The 19,320-nt window shown below is 59.2% G+C and carries 21 protein-coding genes, 1 tRNA gene and 1 riboswitch; of the genes, 13 read left to right on the forward strand and 9 right to left on the reverse strand.

What is annotated here, in order from left to right:
- From EOL86_05195 to EOL86_05205, 3 genes are all read right to left on the reverse strand, one after another.
- Positions 1-87 (reverse strand) — tRNA-Leu (locus EOL86_05195).
- A gap of 115 nt (positions 88-202) precedes the next feature.
- Positions 203-811 (reverse strand): DUF2927 domain-containing protein, encoded by a 609-nt coding sequence (locus tag EOL86_05200; protein ID NCD24969.1) that lies wholly within the window; start codon positions 809-811, stop codon positions 203-205.
- Positions 784-1,290 (reverse strand): DUF721 domain-containing protein, encoded by a 507-nt coding sequence (locus EOL86_05205; protein NCD24970.1) that lies wholly within the window; start codon positions 1,288-1,290, stop codon positions 784-786. The genes EOL86_05200 and EOL86_05205 overlap by 28 nt, the downstream gene beginning before the upstream one ends.
- Positions 1,291-1,415: 125 nt before the next feature.
- Between EOL86_05205 and EOL86_05210 the strand changes: the two genes are divergently transcribed.
- Genes EOL86_05210 through EOL86_05220 form a run of 3 tightly spaced genes read left to right on the forward strand, consistent with a single transcriptional unit; the run spans position 1,416 to position 4,988 of the window.
- Positions 1,416-2,339 (forward strand): methyltransferase domain-containing protein, encoded by a 924-nt coding sequence (locus tag EOL86_05210; GenBank protein ID NCD24971.1) that lies wholly within the window; start codon positions 1,416-1,418, stop codon positions 2,337-2,339.
- A gap of 34 nt (positions 2,340-2,373) precedes the next feature.
- Positions 2,374-3,795 carry an adenosylhomocysteinase gene (locus tag EOL86_05215; protein ID NCD24972.1) on the forward strand — a complete coding sequence of 474 codons (1,422 nt, stop codon included), beginning with the start codon at positions 2,374-2,376 and terminating at the stop codon, positions 3,793-3,795.
- 23 nt (positions 3,796-3,818) lie between these two features.
- A complete protein-coding gene (locus EOL86_05220) occupies positions 3,819-4,988 on the forward strand; it encodes a methionine adenosyltransferase (protein ID NCD24973.1) in 1,170 nt (389 codons plus the stop codon).
- A gap of 86 nt (positions 4,989-5,074) precedes the next feature.
- Here EOL86_05220 and EOL86_05225 read toward each other — a convergent pair whose 3' ends face one another.
- The 6 genes from EOL86_05225 to EOL86_05250 are packed head-to-tail and all read right to left on the reverse strand — an operon-like array spanning position 5,075 to position 9,742.
- Positions 5,075-6,010: an ABC transporter ATP-binding protein gene (locus tag EOL86_05225; protein ID NCD24974.1), complete on the reverse strand. Its 936-nt coding sequence runs from the start codon at positions 6,008-6,010 to the stop codon at positions 5,075-5,077.
- Positions 6,007-6,756: an ABC transporter permease gene (locus EOL86_05230; GenBank protein ID NCD24975.1), complete on the reverse strand. Its 750-nt coding sequence runs from the start codon at positions 6,754-6,756 to the stop codon at positions 6,007-6,009. Before EOL86_05230 ends, EOL86_05225 begins: the two co-directional genes overlap by 4 nt.
- On the reverse strand, positions 6,753-7,487 hold the full coding sequence (locus EOL86_05235) for an ABC transporter ATP-binding protein (protein NCD24976.1): 735 nt from the start codon (positions 7,485-7,487) through the stop codon (positions 6,753-6,755). The genes EOL86_05230 and EOL86_05235 overlap by 4 nt, the downstream gene beginning before the upstream one ends.
- Positions 7,484-8,302: a bifunctional hydroxymethylpyrimidine kinase/phosphomethylpyrimidine kinase gene (gene thiD, locus EOL86_05240; GenBank protein NCD24977.1), complete on the reverse strand. Its 819-nt coding sequence runs from the start codon at positions 8,300-8,302 to the stop codon at positions 7,484-7,486. The genes EOL86_05235 and thiD overlap by 4 nt, the downstream gene beginning before the upstream one ends.
- Positions 8,299-8,934, reverse strand: a complete 636-nt coding sequence (thiE, locus tag EOL86_05245) for a thiamine phosphate synthase (GenBank protein ID NCD24978.1) — start codon at positions 8,932-8,934, stop codon at positions 8,299-8,301. The genes thiD and thiE overlap by 4 nt, the downstream gene beginning before the upstream one ends.
- Complete coding sequence (locus tag EOL86_05250; protein ID NCD24979.1) at positions 8,927-9,742, reverse strand: hydroxyethylthiazole kinase; 816 nt, start codon at positions 9,740-9,742, stop codon at positions 8,927-8,929. Before EOL86_05250 ends, thiE begins: the two co-directional genes overlap by 8 nt.
- 67 nt (positions 9,743-9,809) lie before the next feature.
- A riboswitch (TPP riboswitch) is annotated at positions 9,810-9,901 on the reverse strand.
- Between the two features lie 409 nt (positions 9,902-10,310).
- On the opposite strand from EOL86_05250, the gene EOL86_05255 reads away from it, so the two are divergent.
- The 10 genes from EOL86_05255 to EOL86_05300 all read left to right on the forward strand — a co-directional run bounded on the left by EOL86_05255 (position 10,311) and on the right by EOL86_05300 (position 19,199).
- A complete protein-coding gene (locus EOL86_05255) occupies positions 10,311-11,153 on the forward strand; it encodes a cytochrome C (GenBank protein ID NCD24980.1) in 843 nt (280 codons plus the stop codon).
- A gap of 6 nt (positions 11,154-11,159) precedes the next feature.
- Positions 11,160-12,347, forward strand: coding sequence for a 4Fe-4S dicluster domain-containing protein (locus EOL86_05260; protein NCD24981.1), 1,188 nt, complete (start codon positions 11,160-11,162; stop codon positions 12,345-12,347).
- Positions 12,348-12,402: 55 nt separating this feature from the next.
- Positions 12,403-13,359 carry an electron transporter RnfD gene (locus tag EOL86_05265; protein NCD24982.1) on the forward strand — a complete coding sequence of 319 codons (957 nt, stop codon included), beginning with the start codon at positions 12,403-12,405 and terminating at the stop codon, positions 13,357-13,359.
- 6 nt (positions 13,360-13,365) lie between these two features.
- Positions 13,366-13,947 carry an RnfABCDGE type electron transport complex subunit G gene (locus EOL86_05270; protein NCD24983.1) on the forward strand — a complete coding sequence of 194 codons (582 nt, stop codon included), beginning with the start codon at positions 13,366-13,368 and terminating at the stop codon, positions 13,945-13,947.
- Between the two features lie 27 nt (positions 13,948-13,974).
- Complete coding sequence (locus EOL86_05275; GenBank protein NCD24984.1) at positions 13,975-14,694, forward strand: electron transport complex subunit E; 720 nt, start codon at positions 13,975-13,977, stop codon at positions 14,692-14,694.
- 12 nt (positions 14,695-14,706) lie between these two features.
- On the forward strand, positions 14,707-15,282 hold the full coding sequence (locus EOL86_05280) for an RnfABCDGE type electron transport complex subunit A (protein NCD24985.1): 576 nt from the start codon (positions 14,707-14,709) through the stop codon (positions 15,280-15,282).
- A gap of 14 nt (positions 15,283-15,296) precedes the next feature.
- Positions 15,297-16,178 (forward strand): Fe-S cluster domain-containing protein, encoded by an 882-nt coding sequence (locus tag EOL86_05285; protein NCD24986.1) that lies wholly within the window; start codon positions 15,297-15,299, stop codon positions 16,176-16,178.
- Positions 16,179-16,202: 24 nt separating this feature from the next.
- Positions 16,203-17,222: an FAD:protein FMN transferase gene (locus tag EOL86_05290; protein ID NCD24987.1), complete on the forward strand. Its 1,020-nt coding sequence runs from the start codon at positions 16,203-16,205 to the stop codon at positions 17,220-17,222.
- A gap of 147 nt (positions 17,223-17,369) precedes the next feature.
- On the forward strand, positions 17,370-18,038 hold the full coding sequence (locus EOL86_05295) for a phosphoadenosine phosphosulfate reductase (protein ID NCD24988.1): 669 nt from the start codon (positions 17,370-17,372) through the stop codon (positions 18,036-18,038).
- A gap of 57 nt (positions 18,039-18,095) precedes the next feature.
- A complete protein-coding gene (locus tag EOL86_05300) occupies positions 18,096-19,199 on the forward strand; it encodes a flavodoxin-dependent (E)-4-hydroxy-3-methylbut-2-enyl-diphosphate synthase (protein ID NCD24989.1) in 1,104 nt (367 codons plus the stop codon).
- Positions 19,200-19,320: the final 121 nt, after the last annotated feature.

Consider the following 19,320-nt stretch of genomic DNA (forward strand, 5'->3'; position numbering starts at 1 on the left):
TGGTGCCGGAGGCGAGACTCGAACTCGCAAGAGGTTGCCCTCGGTGGATTTTGAGTCCACTGCGTCTACCAATTCCACCACTCCGGCGTGAGAAGTAGCCTTTAGAGAACCGTGTTGGCGAAGTCAATGTTTTTGTGGATGATTTTAGAAATTTTTGCCGTGAGCCAAGACCCACATCTTTCGCCCCCTTCGTGGCAAGGAGCTAATCCGCATAAATGGCTTGGAGCACGGCCTTGTCGTCGTCGGAGAACAGGCCGTTTTTATCTTCCTGGGGTTGCATGGAATTGAGCACGGAATCGGGATGGTTGCGCGGATGCCCGGTCACACCTAGGGCGTGCATGAATTCGTGACGAACCACCCACAGTTTTTGTCCGCCCGATGTTTGGAAATCCAGGTGCAGAATGACATCGGCTCGTTTGATTCGACGGGATGCCGTGGATACCACCCGAGTGCAGCCACGAATGAACTGGCCTTTTTCCTGCCACGTGGCCTGTTCTGCTTCGCTTCTGACAATGGCCTGTTGCCACTCTTCGTGGGAATCCGTCAGATAGACACGGATATTGGCCTGGCTTTTGGAAGATACCAACTCGATGCTCACATGTGGAATGATGTCAGTGAGTTCTCGCAGGACGGATTCCACGTAGTATTGCCCTTCCAACTGGTCTTCACCGCCGATCCAAACCGTGACAGGGCCCTCGAAGCGCGGGGCGCGGCCTCCGGGCACGTAATCGTGCACGATTTGGCTGTTGGCGAATATGAAAGTCGGGAAGAAAACCAGGCAAATCAACCATGAGATGGTGTGTCGACGCATGAGGGCTCCGTGGTGGCAAGGTCTGGTCGGAAGAGTTTGACATAGGCGCGGTAGCAGGCGGTCACCGGTGATGAAGGATCCATGCACGGGAGCAGGTTGCCTAACGGTTCGGGCAGCGGGGGCGTGGGAGATGGGGACGGAATGGGCAGCAGGGATTCATCCAGGGGAGGGCGGCCGCTCATGAGTTCGAGTTTGAGCTCCTGGAAATAGTTGGTGCCCAGGAAGGTGTTGGCTTTTTCCAGGATTTCCGGTCCCAGAAAAGAAAACTCCTGCATGACCATGGAGTTGGTCGTGCCCAGCAGCATGGTGGTCTTGCGCCGGCCCAGGGGACGAATCATCTCGGCCATGTCCGTCCCGAATATCTCCGGCCAGTGCCGCCACAGTCTGGCGATGGCCAGCTCCAGGGCCGCCTCGGGGGTATTCAGGGTCAGCCCGAGCGCCTCGTCCATGGCGCACACCCTTCGTTGTCGTTCACGCATGTCGTCTCCTAACCAGCTTGAAGCGAGGCCGCAAGATTGGATATCCCGGTCTTGACGTCAAAGCGGGTGATCTGTACATTTCGCTATATCGAAATATCTTGATATAAGAAAACAACGACACGTTTATGCATCTTCTGACTCAAACCAAAGCCCTGGCCGATGAAACCAGATTGCGCTTGCTCGGTATTTTGGCGCGCCATGAATTGAACGTGGGCGAAATCGTGCAGGTCATGGGCATGGGACAATCCCGGATTTCACGCCATCTCAAAATTTTGATGGATGCTGGTTTTGTGGCGTGCAAGCGCGATGGCCTGTGGGCCTTTTATTCCACGGTCGCGAATAACGGCGCGGGGGCACTTTTGCAGGCTGTTCTGGATGGCTTGTCGAAGATGCCCGAACACGCCCTGGATCTGGAAGGAGTGACCCGGGTCTTGTCGGAGCGTCGTCAATCCACGACCCGTTTTTTTGATGGACTTGCCGCTGATTGGACTCGCATGAGCCAGGAAATATTGGGGAATTTTGATCTGGCCCGTCATCTTCTGGGCGCGTTGCAGGAGTTCGAGACAGTCGTTGATCTGGGTTGTGGACCGGGACTGCTTTTGGGCACATTGGCCGAGCAAGCCCACCATGTCATCGGCGTGGATAACTCGGCGCGCATGCTCGAAGCCGCTGGCGCGTTGTTACCCGAAAATTCCAGGGTAAGTCTGCGTATTGGTGATTTGGAGCATTTGCCGCTGCGAGACGGCGAAGCGGATGCGGCCGTCATGTCCCTGGTGTTGCACCATCTGGCTTCCCCAGGGGCGGGCATCGTCGAAATGGGTCGGGTGGTTCGGCCGGGAGGGCGGGCCGTATTGGCCGAATTTCAGCTCCATGACAACGAAACCCTGCGTTCTCGCTATGGAGACCGTTGGTTGGGCTTTTCCCCGGACGATTTATGGCGTTGGCTGGAGCAAGCCGGTTTTCGGACGCAGACCTGCGAGCGGCACCCAATCAATTTGGGGCTGACGCTTATTGTCATCACCGCCAAACGCCACGATATTTCCATATAACACGCACGTGTATTCTGAAAGACAAGGAGAGATTATGACGTTACCCATTGACCCCGCCCTGGACCACAAGGTCGCCGATATGTCGCTGGCCGACTGGGGCGCCAAGGAGATGCAGCTTTCCGAACGGGAAATGCCTGGACTCATGGCGCTTATTGACAAATACGGGGCCACGCAGCCCCTCAAGGGACTGCGCGTTACCGGCAGTTTGCACATGACCATCCAGACGGCCATGCTCATCAAAACCCTCAAGGCGCTGGGCGCGGACGTACGCTGGGCGTCCTGCAACATTTTTTCCACGCAGGATCACGCCGCGGCCGCGGTGGTCGCCCAGGGGCTGGCCAAGGTTTTCGCCTGGAAGGGCGAGACCTTGGAAGACTACTGGTGGTGCACGGAAATGGCCCTGACCTGGCCCGACGGAACCGGGCCGGACCTCATTGTCGATGACGGCGGCGACGCGACACTTCTGGTGCACGAAGGCGCGAAATGCGAAAAGGATCCGTCCTTGCTGCATCGCGCCACGGACAACAAGGAATTCCGCTGCATCCTGGACCGCCTTGCCGCCGGGGCCAAGATCGACCCGCAAAAATGGACCAAGATCGCGGCAGGCATCCGTGGCGTGTCCGAGGAAACCACCACCGGCGTGCATCGTCTGTATCAGATGGCCAAGACCGGCGAACTGCTTTTCCCGGCGTTCAACGTCAATGATTCGGTCACCAAGTCCAAGTTCGATAACCTTTACGGCTGCCGGGAATCCCTGGCCGATGGCATCAAGCGGGCCACGGACATCATGGTCGCGGGCAAGGTCGTCTTGATCTGCGGCTACGGCGACGTGGGCAAGGGCTGCGCCCAGTCCATGCGTGGCTTTGGCGCGCGCGTGCTCGTCACCGAAGTCGACCCGATTTGCGCCCTGCAGGCGGCCATGGAAGGTTACGAAGTCACGACCATGGACAAGGGCGTGGCGGAAGCCGATATTTTTGTCACGGCCACGGGTAACTACCACGTCATCCGGGGCGAGCACATGCTGGCCATGAAGGACGAAGCCATCATTTGCAATATCGGGCATTTTGATAGCGAAATCGACATGGCTTTCCTGGAATCCACGTCCGGCTGCGTCAAGACAACCATCAAGCCCCAGGTGGACAAATGGGTGCTGCCCAGTGGCCGGAGCATCATCGTCCTGGCGGAAGGCCGTCTGGTGAATCTGGGCTGCGCCACGGGGCATCCCAGCTTTGTCATGTCCAATTCCTTCACCAATCAGGTCCTGGCCCAGCTTGATCTGGCCAAGAACACGTATGAGCCCCAGGTCATGATCCTGCCCAAGATTTTGGATGAGGAAGTGGCGCGCCTGCATTTGTCCCGTCTGGGCGTGGAGCTCGAAACCTTGACCCAGGAGCAGGCCGACTACATCGGCGTGTCCGTGAACGGCCCCTTTAAGCCGGACCATTATCGTTACTAAATGTATGTGAGAAGGAGACATCAATGATTCTCAATGCCGACCATTATCTGTTCACGTCCGAATCCGTGACCGAGGGCCATCCCGACAAAATCGCGGATCAGATTTCCGACGCCGTTCTCGACAGTCTGTTGGCCCAGGACCCCCGCTCTCGCGTGGCCTGCGAAACCCTGGTCACCACGGGCATGGCCGTCATCGCCGGAGAGATCACCACGGAAGCCTACGCGGACCTGCCCGAGATCGTGCGCTCCACGGTGCGCGAAATCGGGTATGTCAGCTCCGACATGGGCTTTGACGCCAATACCTGCGCCGTGTTGTCGTCCATCGACAAGCAGTCTCCGGATATTGCCCAGGGCGTGGATCGGTCCAAACCCGAGGATCAGGGCGCCGGCGATCAGGGCATGATGTTTGGGTATGCCACCACGGAAACGAGCGCGCTCATGCCCGCCCCCATTTACTACGCGCACAACCTGAGCCGCAGACTGGCCGAGGTGCGCAAGACCGGCGTGCTGAACTTTCTGCGTCCCGACGGCAAGACCCAGGTTTCGGTGGAATACCGCCAGGGCAAGCCCGTGCGCATCGACAACGTGGTCGTGTCTTCGCAGCATACGCCGGAAGTGACCTACGAGGAGATCGTCGACGGCATCAAGCGCGAGGTTATCGCCAAGGTCATGCCGGCCGAGATGATGGACGCCAACACCCGCATCTACATCAATACCACGGGCCGTTTCGTGGCGGGTGGTCCCTTGGCCGACTGCGGCCTGACCGGACGCAAGATCATCAACGACACCTACGGCGGCATGGGCAACCATGGCGGCGGGGCGTTTTCGGGCAAGGACCCGTCCAAGGTCGATCGCAGCGGCGCGTACATGGCCCGGTATGTGGCCAAAAATGTCGTGGCCGCGGGATTGGCCGCCACGTGCGAAGTCCAGATTGCCTACGCCATCGGCGTGGCCGAGCCGGTCTCGGTGCTGGTCACCACGGGCGGCACCGGCGTGGTGCCGGATGAGGTTCTGACCACGGCCGTGAAGGAGGTCTTTGACCTGCGGCCCTATTTCATCATCAAGCGTCTCAATCTTCTCCAGCCCATTTACAAAAAAAGCGCCTGCTATGGGCATTTTGGCCGCGAGGATTTTGTCTTCCCCTGGGAAGTGACCGACGCGGTCGCGGATCTCAAAACCGCGGCCAAGATCTAGCCGGTTTTCATTTCAATATTGGAAAGAAAAAGCCGGACCACCGCCTGTAGGCGGGGGTCCGGCTTTTTTGCGTCCGAGCTTTCGGGTCAGGGCAATTCCGCGGCCCAGGTGGTCATGGGCGGAATCGTGGTCACCAGTTCCTGCTTTTTCAGGAACTCGGCAAAACGCGCGTAGCGGTTTGCGTCCAACGCGCCGGGGCGCAGGGCGAAACGGGGCAGGGTGTCCTTCCAGGCCCGGCGGTTCAGTTCATCGTCCAGGTTTTCGCGGCCGTGGCCGACGAACAGCTTCCAGGATTCCTCGGGATGGTTGACGAGGTATTGGACGCCTTCTTCCAGGGCATCGACAAAGGCGCGCAGGTTTTTGTCCTTGGTTCTGTCGGACTTGGCCACGAGGATCAACTCGTCATAGGCGGGCACGCCGTGCTCCTCCACGAAAAACGCTTTGCCCGGCTTGCCCTCGATGGCCATCTGGTTCAACTCGAAGTTGCGGAACGCGCCGATGACCGCGTCGGCCTGACCCGTGAACAGGGACGGGGACAGGGAAAAATTGACGTTGACCAGTTTTACGTCATCCAGGCTCAGGCCGCTTTTCTCCAGCATCACCTTCAGCAGGGCGGTTTCGAATCCGCCCACGGAATAGCCGATGGTCTTGCCCTTGAGGTCGGCGATGCCGCCAATCTTGCCATTGTCGAGCACTACCAGGGAATTGAGGGGGGTGGCGACCAGGGTGGCGATACGGGTCAGGGGCAGACCTTCGGCCACCTGCATCTGATGCTGGTGCTGGTAGGATACGGCGATGTCGGCCTGACCGGCGGCCACGAGCTTGGGCGGATCATTGGGGTTGGAGGGCGCGATGAGTTCCACGTCCAGGCCTCGACTGGCGAAAAAGCCTTTTTCCAGAGCCACGTAGAGCGGGGCGTGGTCGGGGTTGACGAACCAGTCCAGAAGCACGGTCAATTTTTCGGCCTGGGCCGAGGACGCGCCCAAAAGCAGGGCGGTCAGGAGAATGCAGAGTTTTTTCATTGCAAAAGTCCTTGTTGCGGTTGCCAGAAAATCAGCCTGTCCAGCAGGCGGTCAACGAGAAAATAGAGCAGCAGGGAAATGGTGGCCAGCACGGTCAGGGCCGCGAACATGACATCGATCTGCATCCGGGCGTTGGCGTGGAGCATGTAAAAGCCCAGCCCCGAGCTGGCCCCGACCCATTCTCCGATGACCGCGCCGATGGGAGCCACGGCCGTGGCCACGCGCAGGCCCGAGGCCAGACCGGGCAGGGCCGAGGGGATGACGATGGCCGTCAGCACGGCCCAAGGCTTGGCACCCATGATCCGGGCCAGCTCCAAGAGGTCGGGATCAACGCGGCGCATGCCCCCGTAAAAGGCGGTGGTGACCGGAAAAAAGATGATCAAAACGGCCATGGCCACCTTGGAGGCCAAGCCGTAGCCCAGCCACAGCACCAGCAGCGGGGCCAGGGCAAAAACCGGGATGGCCTGGCTGACGACCAAAAGCGGCAGCATCCAGCGTTTCAAAAGCGGGGACAGGATCATGACCAGGGCCGCGCCCGCGCCCAAGACCGCGCCCAGAACGAGGCCCAGCAGGATTTCGGCCAGGGTCGCGCCCGTGTGTCCGAGAAGTTGCGGCGCATGGCTGGCCAGGGCCTGGGCCACGGGCAGGGGGCCGGGCAGGATGTAGGCCGGCACGCCGCTCAGGCTGACCAGCATCTGCCACAGGCCGACAAACCCGCCGGCCAGGATCAGGGGACGGGCGTTCATGCCACCTCCCGCAGGAGCAAATCCAGAAGTTCGCCGTGGTGTCGGGCCAGGGCCGGATCACCGGCCTCGCGCGGCGGTTCTTCCGGGAGGTCCATGGTCCGGACGACCCTGGCTGGCGAGCCCCCGAGCACGACGATGTGGTGCCCCAGGCGCAGGGCCTCCAGGGGATCGTGGGTGACCAGAACCACGGTCGCATTGGCGGTCAGGCGCGCGGCCAGATTTTGCAGGCGCAGCCGGTTCAGGGCGTCCAAGGCGGAAAAGGGCTCGTCCATGAGAATGACGGGGCGGCCTTCCATCAGGGTGCGCAACAGCGCGCCGCGTTGGCGCATGCCGCCGGACAGGGCAGTCGGCAGGGCCCGGGCCTGGTCCGCCAGGCCGGCCTGGGAGAGCAGGTCCAGGGCCTTGTCCCGATGGGTGGGCGTCAGTTCGCCCCGCAGGCGTGCGCCCAGCAGGATGTTGTCGAGCAGGGACAGCCAGGGCAACAGCAGATCGTTTTGACTCATCCAGGCCACGGCTGGACCGGCCGGCGCGGGCTCGATGCGGATTTCACCCTGAAATTCCAGGCTGGGCGCGCCGGCCAGAAGTTTCAGGAGCGTGGACTTGCCGCAGCCGCTTGGGCCAAGAATGCAGGTGGTCCGCCCGCCGGGAATGGTCAGGCTCAGGTCCGCGAACAGCGGCTGCCCGGAGTATTCCAGGCGGATGCGGTCCAGAACGAGGCGTGGGGCCGTCATCCAAAAAACCGGAAGAAGTGGTGCACCGGGCCGTGCCCCTGGCCCAGACTGTAGAACGCGCCGGCGCGGATGGCCCCGCTGATGTATTCCTTGGCATGGCGTACGGCGGTTTCCATGTCTTCGCCTTTGGCCAAGTGGGCGGCGATGGCCGAAGACAGGGTGCAGCCCGTGCCGTGGTTGTTGCGGGTGGCGATGCGTTCGCCTTGCAGGCGGACCATGCGGTCCTCGGCTCCCAGGTAGAGGCAGTCGTCGCTGTCGCCGGATTCCAGATGTCCGCCCTTGACCAGGACATTGGCCGGTCCCAGGGCAGCCAGGTCCCTGGCCGCGCTTTGGGCCGCTTCGGGCGTGGCGATGTCGCGGCCCAGCAATACTCCTGCCTCGGGCAGATTGGGCGTGATCAGGGTGGCCAGGGGGATGAGGGCGGTCTTGAGGGCGTCGATGGCCTCGTCCTGCAACAGTTTGTCCCCGCTTTGGGCGACCATGACCGGGTCCAGGACAATGACACGGACTTGATGCCGGATCAGACCCTGGGCCACGGCGTGAATCAGTTCGGGCGAGAAGAGCATGCCGACCTTGACCGCGTCGGTGCCGATGTCGCCCAGTACTGCGTCCAACTGGGCGGTGACGAAATCAACGGGCACGGCGTGGATGCCGGTCACGCCCAGGGTGTTCTGGGCGGTCAGGGCCGTGATGACGGACATGCCGTAGCAGCCGTTGGCCGCGAAGGTTTTGAGGTCCGCCTGAATGCCCGCGCCACCGCCGGAATCCGAGCCGGCGATGGTCAGGACACGAGAATATTTCTTGGAGAGGTTCATGGTCGCTCCTTGGCCGCGTCAATGATGGTTTTGAGTTCCGCCGCCGCCCGCATGGGGTCGAGGGCGCTGACAATGGACGAGACCACGGCCGCGCCGTCGCAGCCGGCGCGGATGACCGAGGCAGCGTTGTCTTGCGTGATGCCGCCGATGCCGACCAACGGGATGGACACCGCCGCCCGCATGGCCTTGATGCCCTCCAGACCCAGGGTCGGAGCCGTGTCGGTCTTGGTCGGGGTGGCAAAGACCGGGCTGACGCCGACATAGTCCGCGCCCGCGCGTTCGGCCTGGATGGCGTGTTCCACACACTCGGCCGAAATGCCGATGAACATGGCTTTGCCGACGATGCGCCGGGCGTCTGCCAGGGGCATGTCGGTCTGGCCCAGGTGCACGCCGTCCGCGTCCACGGCCAGGGCAACATCGATGCGGTCGTTGATGACCAACGGCACGCCGCTGCCGCGCAGCAGGGCGCGCACCGTCTTGGCCTCGGCCAGAAAATCCCGCGTGGAGGCCTGTTTTTCACGCAGCTGCACGCAGGTCACGCCCCCGGCCAGGGCCGCCCGGACGATGTCCACGGTGCTGCGGCCGCGCGAAAGTCCGCGATCCGTGACCAGATACAGGGAGAAGTCAGGCATGGCCGATCTCGCGGATACGGCCGCGTGCGGCCAGATCCTCGGGAGAAAGCGTGTACAGGGCGTCCAGGAGACGGACCTGGAATGTGCCGGGCCCTTCCGTTTTTTCGCCGGCAATTTCTCCTGCCACGCCCAGAAAGGCCAGGGCCGAGGCCGCAGCCGAAAGCGGGTCGGGGTCCACGGCCAGAAACGCCCCGACCAGGGCCGAGGCCGTGCAGCCCGTGCCCGTGACCCGGGGCATGAGCGGATGACCGCCCTCGACGAGAACGGTGTGCGTGCCGTCGGTGACCAGATCCGTGGGGCCGGTGATGGCCAGGGTCACGCCCAGTTCGCGGGCCAGTTGGCTGGCGGCGTCGGCTGCGTCGGTCACGGCGGCCGTGGCGTCCACGCCTTTGGTTTGGGAGGCCTGGCCGGCCAGGGACAGGATTTCCGAGGCGTTGCCGCGCACCACGGTGACCTTGGTCCGGGCCAGAATGGTTTTGGCCGCCTCGGTGCGCAAGGTTGTCGCGCCCGAGCCAACCGGATCGAGCACGATGGGTCGGCCCAGTGCCGTGGCCTTGACGCCGGCCTTGAGCATGGCCGCGACCCAGGTGTCGGTCAGGGTGCCGATGTTGAGGACCAGGGACGAGGCCAGGGCGACCATCTCCTCGACCTCGTTTTCAGCGTGGGCCATGACCGGTGACGCGCCGCAGGCCAGGAGGGCGTTGGCGGTGGTGTTCATGACCACGAAATTGGTGATGTTGTGGACAAGCGGGTTGGCCGCGCGGAGGGCGCGCAGGTTTTCGGCGGCTTTGCGGATTACGTCGGACACGGGACACCTCGTGCTGCGGGTGGGTTGGAAACGCGGCAGAGGCGAGGATGGGATCGGGGCCGGACGCCAGCCCTGGTTTTGCATTTCCCTTCGCTGGCATGATCCAGATCAGGTTCAACGGGTATCATCTCAGGCTCCTCGCCACCCCCTGCAAAAACTGGTTTTTGGCTAGGAGATCGGAGGGGTGGTGTCAAGGCGGCCGAGGATGGCGGTTCATTCTGGGATGCTCTTCGGCGGCTGCCTTGGGTTGGGCGTTTTTTGTCGCGATGAGGACCTTCTTTTTGGTAATCGTGCTATTTTGAAAATTCACGATCTCACGGTCTTTGGCTGTGATTGATGAAATGGCATGGAGATGTCGCGTCGTGTATTTTTAATGTATACTGATTTTGTCAGGTTTTGGTGCGAGCTTGTTTTCGTTTATTTGGGGTCCGGGAAAAGAGTCGCGGCGTTGTATTCACGGAGCCGGAAACTGGAAATTTTTGAATCATGATGAAGATCACATTAGAAAATTGGGGACTTATATTTACAAAACAAAAAGTGTCGTCTATGACACCTTCCTAGCCGTTCCATGAGGGGACGGTTACTGATTTTATGGTGTTTTATTGGTTGCTTGGAAGTATTTGGACTTCAATCCTGTCAACCGGAGCACAAGGACACAGCCTTGAAAAAACGTTACGTACCAATCACCATTGTCTGCGGTCTCTTGGCGACTTTGGCCATTGGCGGGCAGTTCGCCCCGGCCCCATCGGAAGAGCTTCCCGTTCGTCTGCGGCTGGACAACAAGGGTGGCGATGTCGTTTTTACCCACGCCCGGCACGTGAAGTATGTGGAAGGCATGGGGAAGGGGTGCATCGACTGTCATCACGAAGGAAAAATTCCCAACATGGCCGCGCTCCCGTGCGGTTCGTGTCATGCCACGGAATTTGACGCCAAGTTTTCGGCCGATCACCAGAAAAAGTTGCCTCGGGAAACCTGTGTGCAGTGTCATCATGCGGAAATGGGTACCTTGACGTATGATCATGATGCGCATGCCGAGGAATATACGTCGGCCTGTACCGACTGTCATCATGGCACGGACATAGAGGCGGAGCCAGGGGCCTGCAACCAATGCCATGGCGATACCGCCGACGGCGCCACTCCTTCCTTGCGGGAGGCCGTGCATGCCAAGTGTGAAAGTTGTCACGCCGAGATGTACGAGAAAAAACTGGATGGTTGCAAAGACTGTCACGCGATGTTGCCTGGAAAGGCCGAAGGAGCGCAGCCAGCCTGTAATTCCTGTCATTATGATTCGGATGCCACTCCATTGCCCCATCGAATGGATTCATTTCACGATCAGTGCATGACATGTCACGAGAAGGCAGGAGCTGGCCCTTATGGTGAAAAATCGTGTACCCGTTGTCACACTAGGTAAGGCATCATGATGAAACTCAATACTTCGTCCGCGCTCAAGGGGAGTTTGCAGGAGTCGCCCGTTCCGACGCTGGTACGGATTCCAATTCAAGAAAAACACAAGCCCGTGGTCAAGAAAAAACAAATCGTGGCCAAGGGTCAGGTCATCGCGGAGAATCCGTCCAAGAATTCATTCAATACCGGTTTTGTCCACGCGAGTATCGACGGCGCCGTGGATGACATTCAGCCTGGCTTTATTGTCATCGGCCCATTGCCCGCTCCCAAGGAGGGAGAGGATGTGGCCCCGCCTTCACGTCCGGAGCCGTGCTCGGATTTGGACGCGTTGATGCAGGAAGATCTCTGTCGCAGGCTTCTGGAACTGGGAATCGACACGGATAAATTTCATCCCTCGCGGACCCTGGTCGTCAATGGCCTGAATCCCGAACCCGGGGTTTACGTCAGCGAGCAGCTGCTCAAGGACGCCAAGGCGACCTTGGAAGCTGGCATTCAGGTCTTGGAGCGGGCGGTCAGGCCGGGTACGATCAAGCTTGTCGTCGCGCCGAGCATGAACATTACTCTCTACGGATGCACCACCGTGCATGCCAGTGACGTTTATCCCAAGACCATCGATCCCTTGGTCGTCCTGGCCGCGACTGGCTCGGAACGGCCGGATGGTGTCGATGTCATTTCCGTTTCGGACTTGTACCGTGTCGGACGGGTGGCGGAAACGAAGCTGCCCTTGGTGGATGCTGTCGTTTCCGTTGGAGAAAAGGTGTTTCGGGTTTCCACGGGCATGCCTGTACGGGATGTGTTGCATGTCGCCGGGATGTCATCGGATCGATGCAAGGTTGTCTTGGGCGGGCCCATGCGGGGCGAGGCTGTTTATGATCTCGCCATGGGTATTCCCGAGAACTGCACGGCCGTCACCCTGGTGCCCTTGGGGCGTTTTCCGGAAGTGGGATTGTCGGCCTGTATCAATTGTGGCGAATGCGTCCTGGTTTGTCCGGCTCGCATCCAGCCGGGCATGCTGTCGCGCTACGCTGAATTTGGCAAGTATGACGAAACCAGAACCAGACATGTCGAAGCCTGCCTCGAATGTGGCATGTGCACGTTTGCCTGCCCGGCGAATCGACCGGTGCTTCAATATTTGAAGCTGGCCAAACAGCAACTGCTGGCCCAGGACGAGTTTGTCTCGACGTGCCGCTTGCAGGACTAGCTGCTTGCGGCTCATCGGCCATCCATCAGACACGGACAACCAAGGATAAGAGCTCATGGCAAGTCAGGAAACTTCTCCAAACATACTATCGGTGTCCTCGGCGCCGTTTTGGCATTGTGGAAAAACCATTCAGAAGACCATGCTGCATACGTTGCTGGCTCTTCTGCCCGCCGCTATCATGGCTGTATACCAATATGGCTATGCCGCCATTGAAGTCATGGCCTGGGCTGGACTAGCCGCTGTTCTCACGGAAGCCCTGGTGCAAAGAATCATGGAGCAGGCTCCGAGCTCCGATGATTTTTCAGCCCTGACCGACGGCATTCTTTTCGCTTTTTTATTGCCAGCCACCCTGCCAGCTTGGATGGTTGTCATCGGCAGTTCCTTGACCATCATTCTCGGGCGCATGGTTTTTGGCGGTTATGGTGGCAGCCCACTTTGCGCCCCGGCCATGGGCTGGGCCATTCTGACCATATCTTGGCCTGATTTCATGGATTTGAATGGAATGCTGCTTTCTTGGGATCGCATCGAGCCATTGAGCGAGCTAAAGTATTTTGGGCTCGACGCCGTGGCCGCGATTTCACCCATGAGCTTGTTGCTCGGTGATCATTTGGGTGCCTTGGGCGCTTCCCAGGCGTTGATGATTTTGGTGGGCGGCGGATACCTTTTGGCCACGGGCGTGTTGCGGTGGTTTGTCCCGGTTTCCTTTTTAGCAGGGGCGTTTTTGACCGGGCTTGTCTATAACCTGATCGACCCCAATGCATACGCCTCGCCATTGTTTCATGTGCTTTCTGGCAGCACCCTCCTGGCGGCATTTTTTCTCATGCCCTACCCATCATCTTCGCCAGCTTGGCGCCTTCCGATGCTGTTGTACGGCTTTTTTGGTGGGGCGCTGGCGATCGTTGTTCGAACCTATGGAATCTATCCCGATGGCGTGGTTTTTGCCGTTTTGTTGGCGAACCTCTGCACACCGCTCTTTGATCTGATTGAACCTAAACCCTTCGGCGGGAGGTAGCACGTCATGATGGAACTTGTACGCATGGTGGTAGTGCTTTCCGCCATCACCGGATTGGCGGGTTTTGTCCTGTCCGGCTTGAAGGTTTGGACGAATCCCATCATCGAGGAACAGGTCCTGATGAATGTCCAGGGTCCGGCCCTGAAGCAGATTTTTTTGCATGGCACCAATGACCCCATCGCAGACCGCAAGGTTCTGCCCAAACCCGGAGCCGAGGGAGAGACGGTCACGGTTTTTCCAACCATCAAGGATGGCAAATTGTTGGCCGTTGCCTTTGAGGGCGCGGGAAAAGGTTATGGCGGTGATGTCAATGTCCTGGTGGGGTTTGACGTGTCCTCGGATGCACTGGTTGGAATTTGCGTGACCACGCACAAGGAAACTCCAGGCCTTGGTTCGCGGATTCAAGAGCCTGCGTTTTCCAAGCAATTCAAGGGCAAGGACCCGGCCAAGGCCAGTCTCAAGAAGGATGGCGGCGATATCGACGCCATATCTGGGGCTACGTTTTCTTCCATCGGCACAGCCGACGCGGTCAAGCAGGCCGCCGGCTGGTATGCGGCCCTCAAGGATACCATCAAGACTTCCTGGTAGCCGCCACTCACCCCAAGGAGTTTGTTCATGGCTAATATGATGCAAGAATTCACCAAAGGGCTCTGGAAAGAGCTTCCCCCGTTTCGGCTGGTGCTTGGTCTTTGTCCTACACTGGCGGTGACAAACACCGCCAACAATGGGTTGGGCATGGGGGCAGCGGTTATTTTTGTTCTCGCTTTGTCCAATGTGATCATTTCATTGGTACGGAACATTATTCCCAAAAAAGTTCGGATTGTTTGTTTTATCGCTATCGCGGCATCGCTGGTCGTGGCCGTGGAAATGCTCATGCAGGCTTTTGCGTATCCACTCTATGAGCAGCTGGGCATTTTTGTCCCCCTGATCGTTGTCAACTGTATCATTCTCGGACGGGCTGAAGCCTTTGCCGCAAAAAATCCTCCCTTGCTATCCTTGGCGGATGGGTTGGGCATGGGGATAGGCTTCACCATCTCCTTGACATTTTTGGGCGCCATTCGCGAGCTTTTCGGCGCCGGATGCTTGTTCGGCGTTTCTTTGTTTGGTCCGGATTTTCATCCCTTCACTTTCATGGTTCAGGCCCCGGGAGCTTTTGTTTGTCTGGGGTTGATCTTGGCCGGGATGAATTATTTGAATCTGTGGCAAGCCAAGCGCAAGGGCCTCGAACTTGATCCCAATTTCGACGCTGGTTGTGCCGGCTGCGCCGCCTGTAAGGCCATGGACAAAATCGCGGCTCAAAAAAAGCTGGAACGGCTGCAGCCCGCCAAGGGCTAAGGAGAGCTTTGCATGGAAACATTTTTGCTTTTTATTTCTGCAATTTTTGTTAACAACATAGTTTTGGCCCAATATCTTGGAAATTGCCCGTATCTGGGATGTTCCAAGGAAAAGGGTGTTGCCTTCGGCATGGGCGCGGCGGTTATCTTTGTGACCATCATGGCCACACTGTTTACGTATCTTATTCAGATGTACGTTCTTATTCCATTTCATCTCGCGTATCTCCAAACCATCGTCTTTATTTTGGTCATCGCCGCGCTTGTTCAGTTTGTGGAAATGTTTTTGAAAAAAATGGTCCCGCCTTTATATAAATCCTTGGGAATTTTTTTGCCGCTCATTACCACGAACTGCGCCGTTCTCGGCGTGGCCATTTTGGTGCAGCGCAAGGAATATGATTTGGTCACGTCCATGCTGTACGCTGTCGCCGCGGCGACAGGCTTTTTGTTGGCATTGATCCTTATGGCGGGTATTCGCGAGCGTTTTGAAGTTACACGTATTCCTCGGTCCATGCGCGGGGTTCCCAGCGGATTGATCATGGCCGGTCTCATGTCACTGGCGTTCATGGCATTCAAAGGCATGATCGCCTAACCACGGAGAGAAGAATGATCACAGCATCAGTTGTTACACTGTTCAGCCTGGGCTTCATCTCCGCCGGCCTCTTGGCCGTCGCGTCCAAGGTGCTGTACGTCGAGGAGGATCCACGCATCGAGGTGGTGACCGAGGCCTTGCCTGGAGCCAACTGTGGTGGATGCGGCTATGCCGGATGCGAAGCGTATGCCGCTGCTGTCATTAATGATCCGAGTGTCCCGCCGAATAAATGCTGCGCCGGTGGTCCCGATGTCGCCAAGCGGGTCGCTGAATTGACGGGCAAGGCCGCGGGCGATTCCGAACCCATGGTCGCCTTTCGTCGCTGCATGAAGGTTGAAGGAAAGGTCGCGAAAAAATTCGAATATTTGGGCGTGATGAGCTGCGCAGCGGCGAAATTGGTCCAAGGCGGGCCGGATGCTTGCTCCTACGCATGTTTTGGTCTTGGGGATTGTGTCCGCGCCTGTCCCTTTGATGCGATGTGGATCGAGAATAATCTTGTGCACATCGCCCCGGATAAATGCACGAGTTGTGGAACCTGTGTCCGCACCTGCCCGAATTCCATTCTGGAGCTGATTCCCCGCCGTTCCCGGGTCATGGTGTTCTGTTCGTCCCAGGATAAGGGCAAGGCGGTCAAGGATGTGTGCGAGGTGGGGTGTATCAGCTGCGGCGCCTGTATCAAGAAATGTCCGGCCCAGTGCATCTCCATGGTCGATGACCGCATTGTCATCGACCACAAGGCTTGCTTGGCGTACGGACCGTCTTGCGGGGAAGTTTGCGTGGAAAAGTGCCCCCGGAACATCTTGCGGTGTCTCAATCCTGAATACATCGCGGCAGGCCCTGAAACGGAACCCGCGCATTATCCCGAAGAATCCCACGTCGCGGACTTGAACGCGTAACGCGCACCAGTACGGAGAATTATCATGAAGCATGGGGAATTTTTCTCTGATCGCCGGACTTTTTTGAAATCCTTGTCCGTTCTGGCGGCAGGAGCTGTATTGGCTCCTTCTCTCCGCGTTCTGCCGGCCCTGGCCGCCGCGCAGTTCCAACGCGTGAATGAGAAGCGTCTGCTTATGGGCACGATTGTCGGTATCACCGCGCTTGCGGACTCCTCCGGCCGGTGTGAAGACGCCCTGGGGCGGGCTTATGCCGAAATCGAACGGTTGTCGGCGATTATGAGCCGGTTTGACTCCCGCTCGGCGCTGTCCTCGTTGAACGACGCTGGCCGGTTGGATAGGGCACCCACGGAATTGTTGGATGTGATCCATCACGGCCAATTTTTGCATCGCCATTCAAATGGGCGTTTTGATGTGAGTATTACCCCCGTTTTGACGCTGTTGGAGCGTTCCATGGGTAAACCGGGTCAGGCCGAATTGCGGGAAGCCTTGTCATTGGTCGATGCGTCCAGGTTGCGGCAGGACGGTCAGAAACTGTGGTTCGAGGCCACGGGCATGAGCGCGACCCTGGATGGTGTCGCCAAGGGGTATATCGCCGATTGCGCGGCCGAGGTCTTGCGACGCGAGGGTGTCGAGCATTTCATGATCGACGCGGGCGGCGATATCCGCGTTCAGGGTTTTTCCAATGGTCTGGATCGTCCGTGGCATGTCGCTATCGAGGACCCGAACAAGCACGGTGATTATCCGGCGGTGCTCAAAATGCGCAATGGAGCAGTCGCCACTTCCGGCGGGTACGAGGTCTTTTTCAATCCAACTCGAACTTCGCACCATCTGGTCAATCCGGACACCGGCTCTTCACCGCAATACATAAAAAGTGTCAGCGTTCAGGCTCCGACAGTCATGCAGGCCGACGGCCTGGCCACGGCGCTGAGCCTCATGCATCCGCGCGAGGCATTGCGACTGACGGCCTCGTTGCCGGGCCATGCCTGTCTGTTGGTCACATCAAGTGGCGCGCGATTGACATCTTCCTCTTGGAACAACGTGTAGTCGCCTGTTCCGACGTTGGTTCAAAGACCGGGCTTGCCCGGTCTTTTTTTGTCGTTTTGGCGGGTCGACAGATTTCCCTCCGGAATGCATGCTGCGCCCCGGACGTGCGGAAAAGGCATGAATGTTTCTGGGTGGGAAGGAGGCTGCATGACTTTGGAGGAAAAACGCGCCCTGGCCATGGCGAGGATGCGTCAGACACTGGAATGTTTTGGTTTGGGAACAACCGTCGGTTGGACTGGAGGCAAGGATTCCACGGTGGTGCTTGCCCTGTGGCGCGTCGTGCTGGCCGAGCACGCGCCTGAAGCGCGAGTCCGCGCCCTGAATTTGGATACCGGCTGCAAATTTCCAGAAGTGCTCGCTTTTCGAGATCGTTTGGCCAGGGATTGGAATATTGATCTGCACATCATCCGGCCATCCGTGCCTTTGTCCCGGTATCCCCTGGCCCGGGATCCTTTGACATGTTGCCGGGACTTGAAGGTTGTTCCCCTGAACAACGCCTTGCAAAACCTTGGAATTTCGGCCTTGTTGACCGGTGTGCGCGCGGACGAGAACCCCAACCGTGCCGGTCATCCCTGGCTGGAAGAACACGTCGATCCGGTTCATGTCCGGGCCGCGCCAATTCTTGAATGGACGGAGCTCGATGTTTGGACTTTCCTCGTGCGTGAAGGCATTCCCTGGTGTCCGCTATACGATGAAGGGTATCGTTCCCTGGGATGCATGCCCTGCACCAGTCGCTCCGGCCACGGCGAGCGTTCGGGCCGTGACAGCCGCAAGGAGGAGCACATGGGGCAACTGCGGAGCCTTGGCTACTTCTGATCCGCGTCGGGCCCTTGTCCTTGGCTTTGAAAGCCAAATTCAGTAGTCTCCCGCGCCATGACACTTCACGACTTCGCGGCCCTCGCGCCGCGCACGAAAACCCGCGCGATTTCCGTGGGTGGAATTGGTATCGGCGGCGACAATCCCATCCGTGTCCAGTCCATGACCAACACCGACACCCGCGATGTGGCCGCGACCCTGGTCCAGATCTTGGCCCTGGCCGAGGCCGGGTGCGAGATCGCGCGTCTGGCCGTCTTGGACGTGGAAGCGGCCATGGCCTTGCGCCGTATCTGTGACCAAGCTCCGGTGCCGCTCATCGCGGACATCCATTTCGACTCGCGCCTAGCGGTCATGGCCGTGGAAGCGGGCGTGGGCGGTTTGCGCATCAACCCTGGCAATATCGGCGGCCCGGACAAGGTTGACCGCGTGGTGGACGCGGCGCGCGCGGCCGGGGTGCCCATCCGTATCGGTGTCAACAGCGGCTCGGTCGACAAGGGCTTGCTCAAAAAACATGGCGGGCCGACCCCGGAGGCCATGGTCGAGAGCGCGCTCACGCATGTCCGCTTGCTCGAAGAGCGCAATTTTTACGACACCAAGATTTCGCTCAAGTCCTCCAGCGTCCTGGGGACCATTGCCGCGTACCGACTCATGGCGAAAACCGTGGATTATCCGCTGCATATCGGCGTGACCGAGGCCGGAACGGCCATGCGCGGGGCGGTCAAGTCGTCCGTGGGGCTGGGAATTCTTTTGGCCGAAGGCATCGGCGACACCCTGCGCGTGTCGCTCACCGCTGATCCGGTGGAGGAAATGCTCGTCGCTTGGGAGATCCTGCGTGCACTGGGGCTGCGGGCGCGGGGTCCGGAAATCGTGTCCTGTCCGACCTGCGGCCGAACCGAAATCGGCCTCATGGAGCTGGCCGACGCCGTGGAAAAACGCCTCCGCCATGTGGAGGACGTGTTTACCGTGGCCGTCATGGGTTGCGTGGTCAATGGCCCCGGCGAGGCGCGCGAGGCCGACATCGGCGTGGCCGGCGGCCGGGACTCGGGGCTTATTTTTCGCAAGGGCGAGGTCGTGCGCAAGGTGCGCGGTCGGGCGGACCTTTTGCCCGCATTCATGGAGGAGCTGGAAAAGTTCCTCGACGAGCGGCGCTGCGGCCGTTAAACGCCTCCATTTTCATAATAACTCGAAAATTTTACCAGCCAACACTTTTCATTATAGCCACAGGAGAATTCATGCTGTTCAGCAAACTCTACGTCCCCACCCTCAAGGAAACCCCGGCCGA

The sequence above is a fragment of the Deltaproteobacteria bacterium genome (assembly GCA_009930495.1).
Taxonomy (GTDB): Bacteria; Desulfobacterota; Desulfovibrionia; order Desulfovibrionales; family Desulfomicrobiaceae; genus Desulfomicrobium.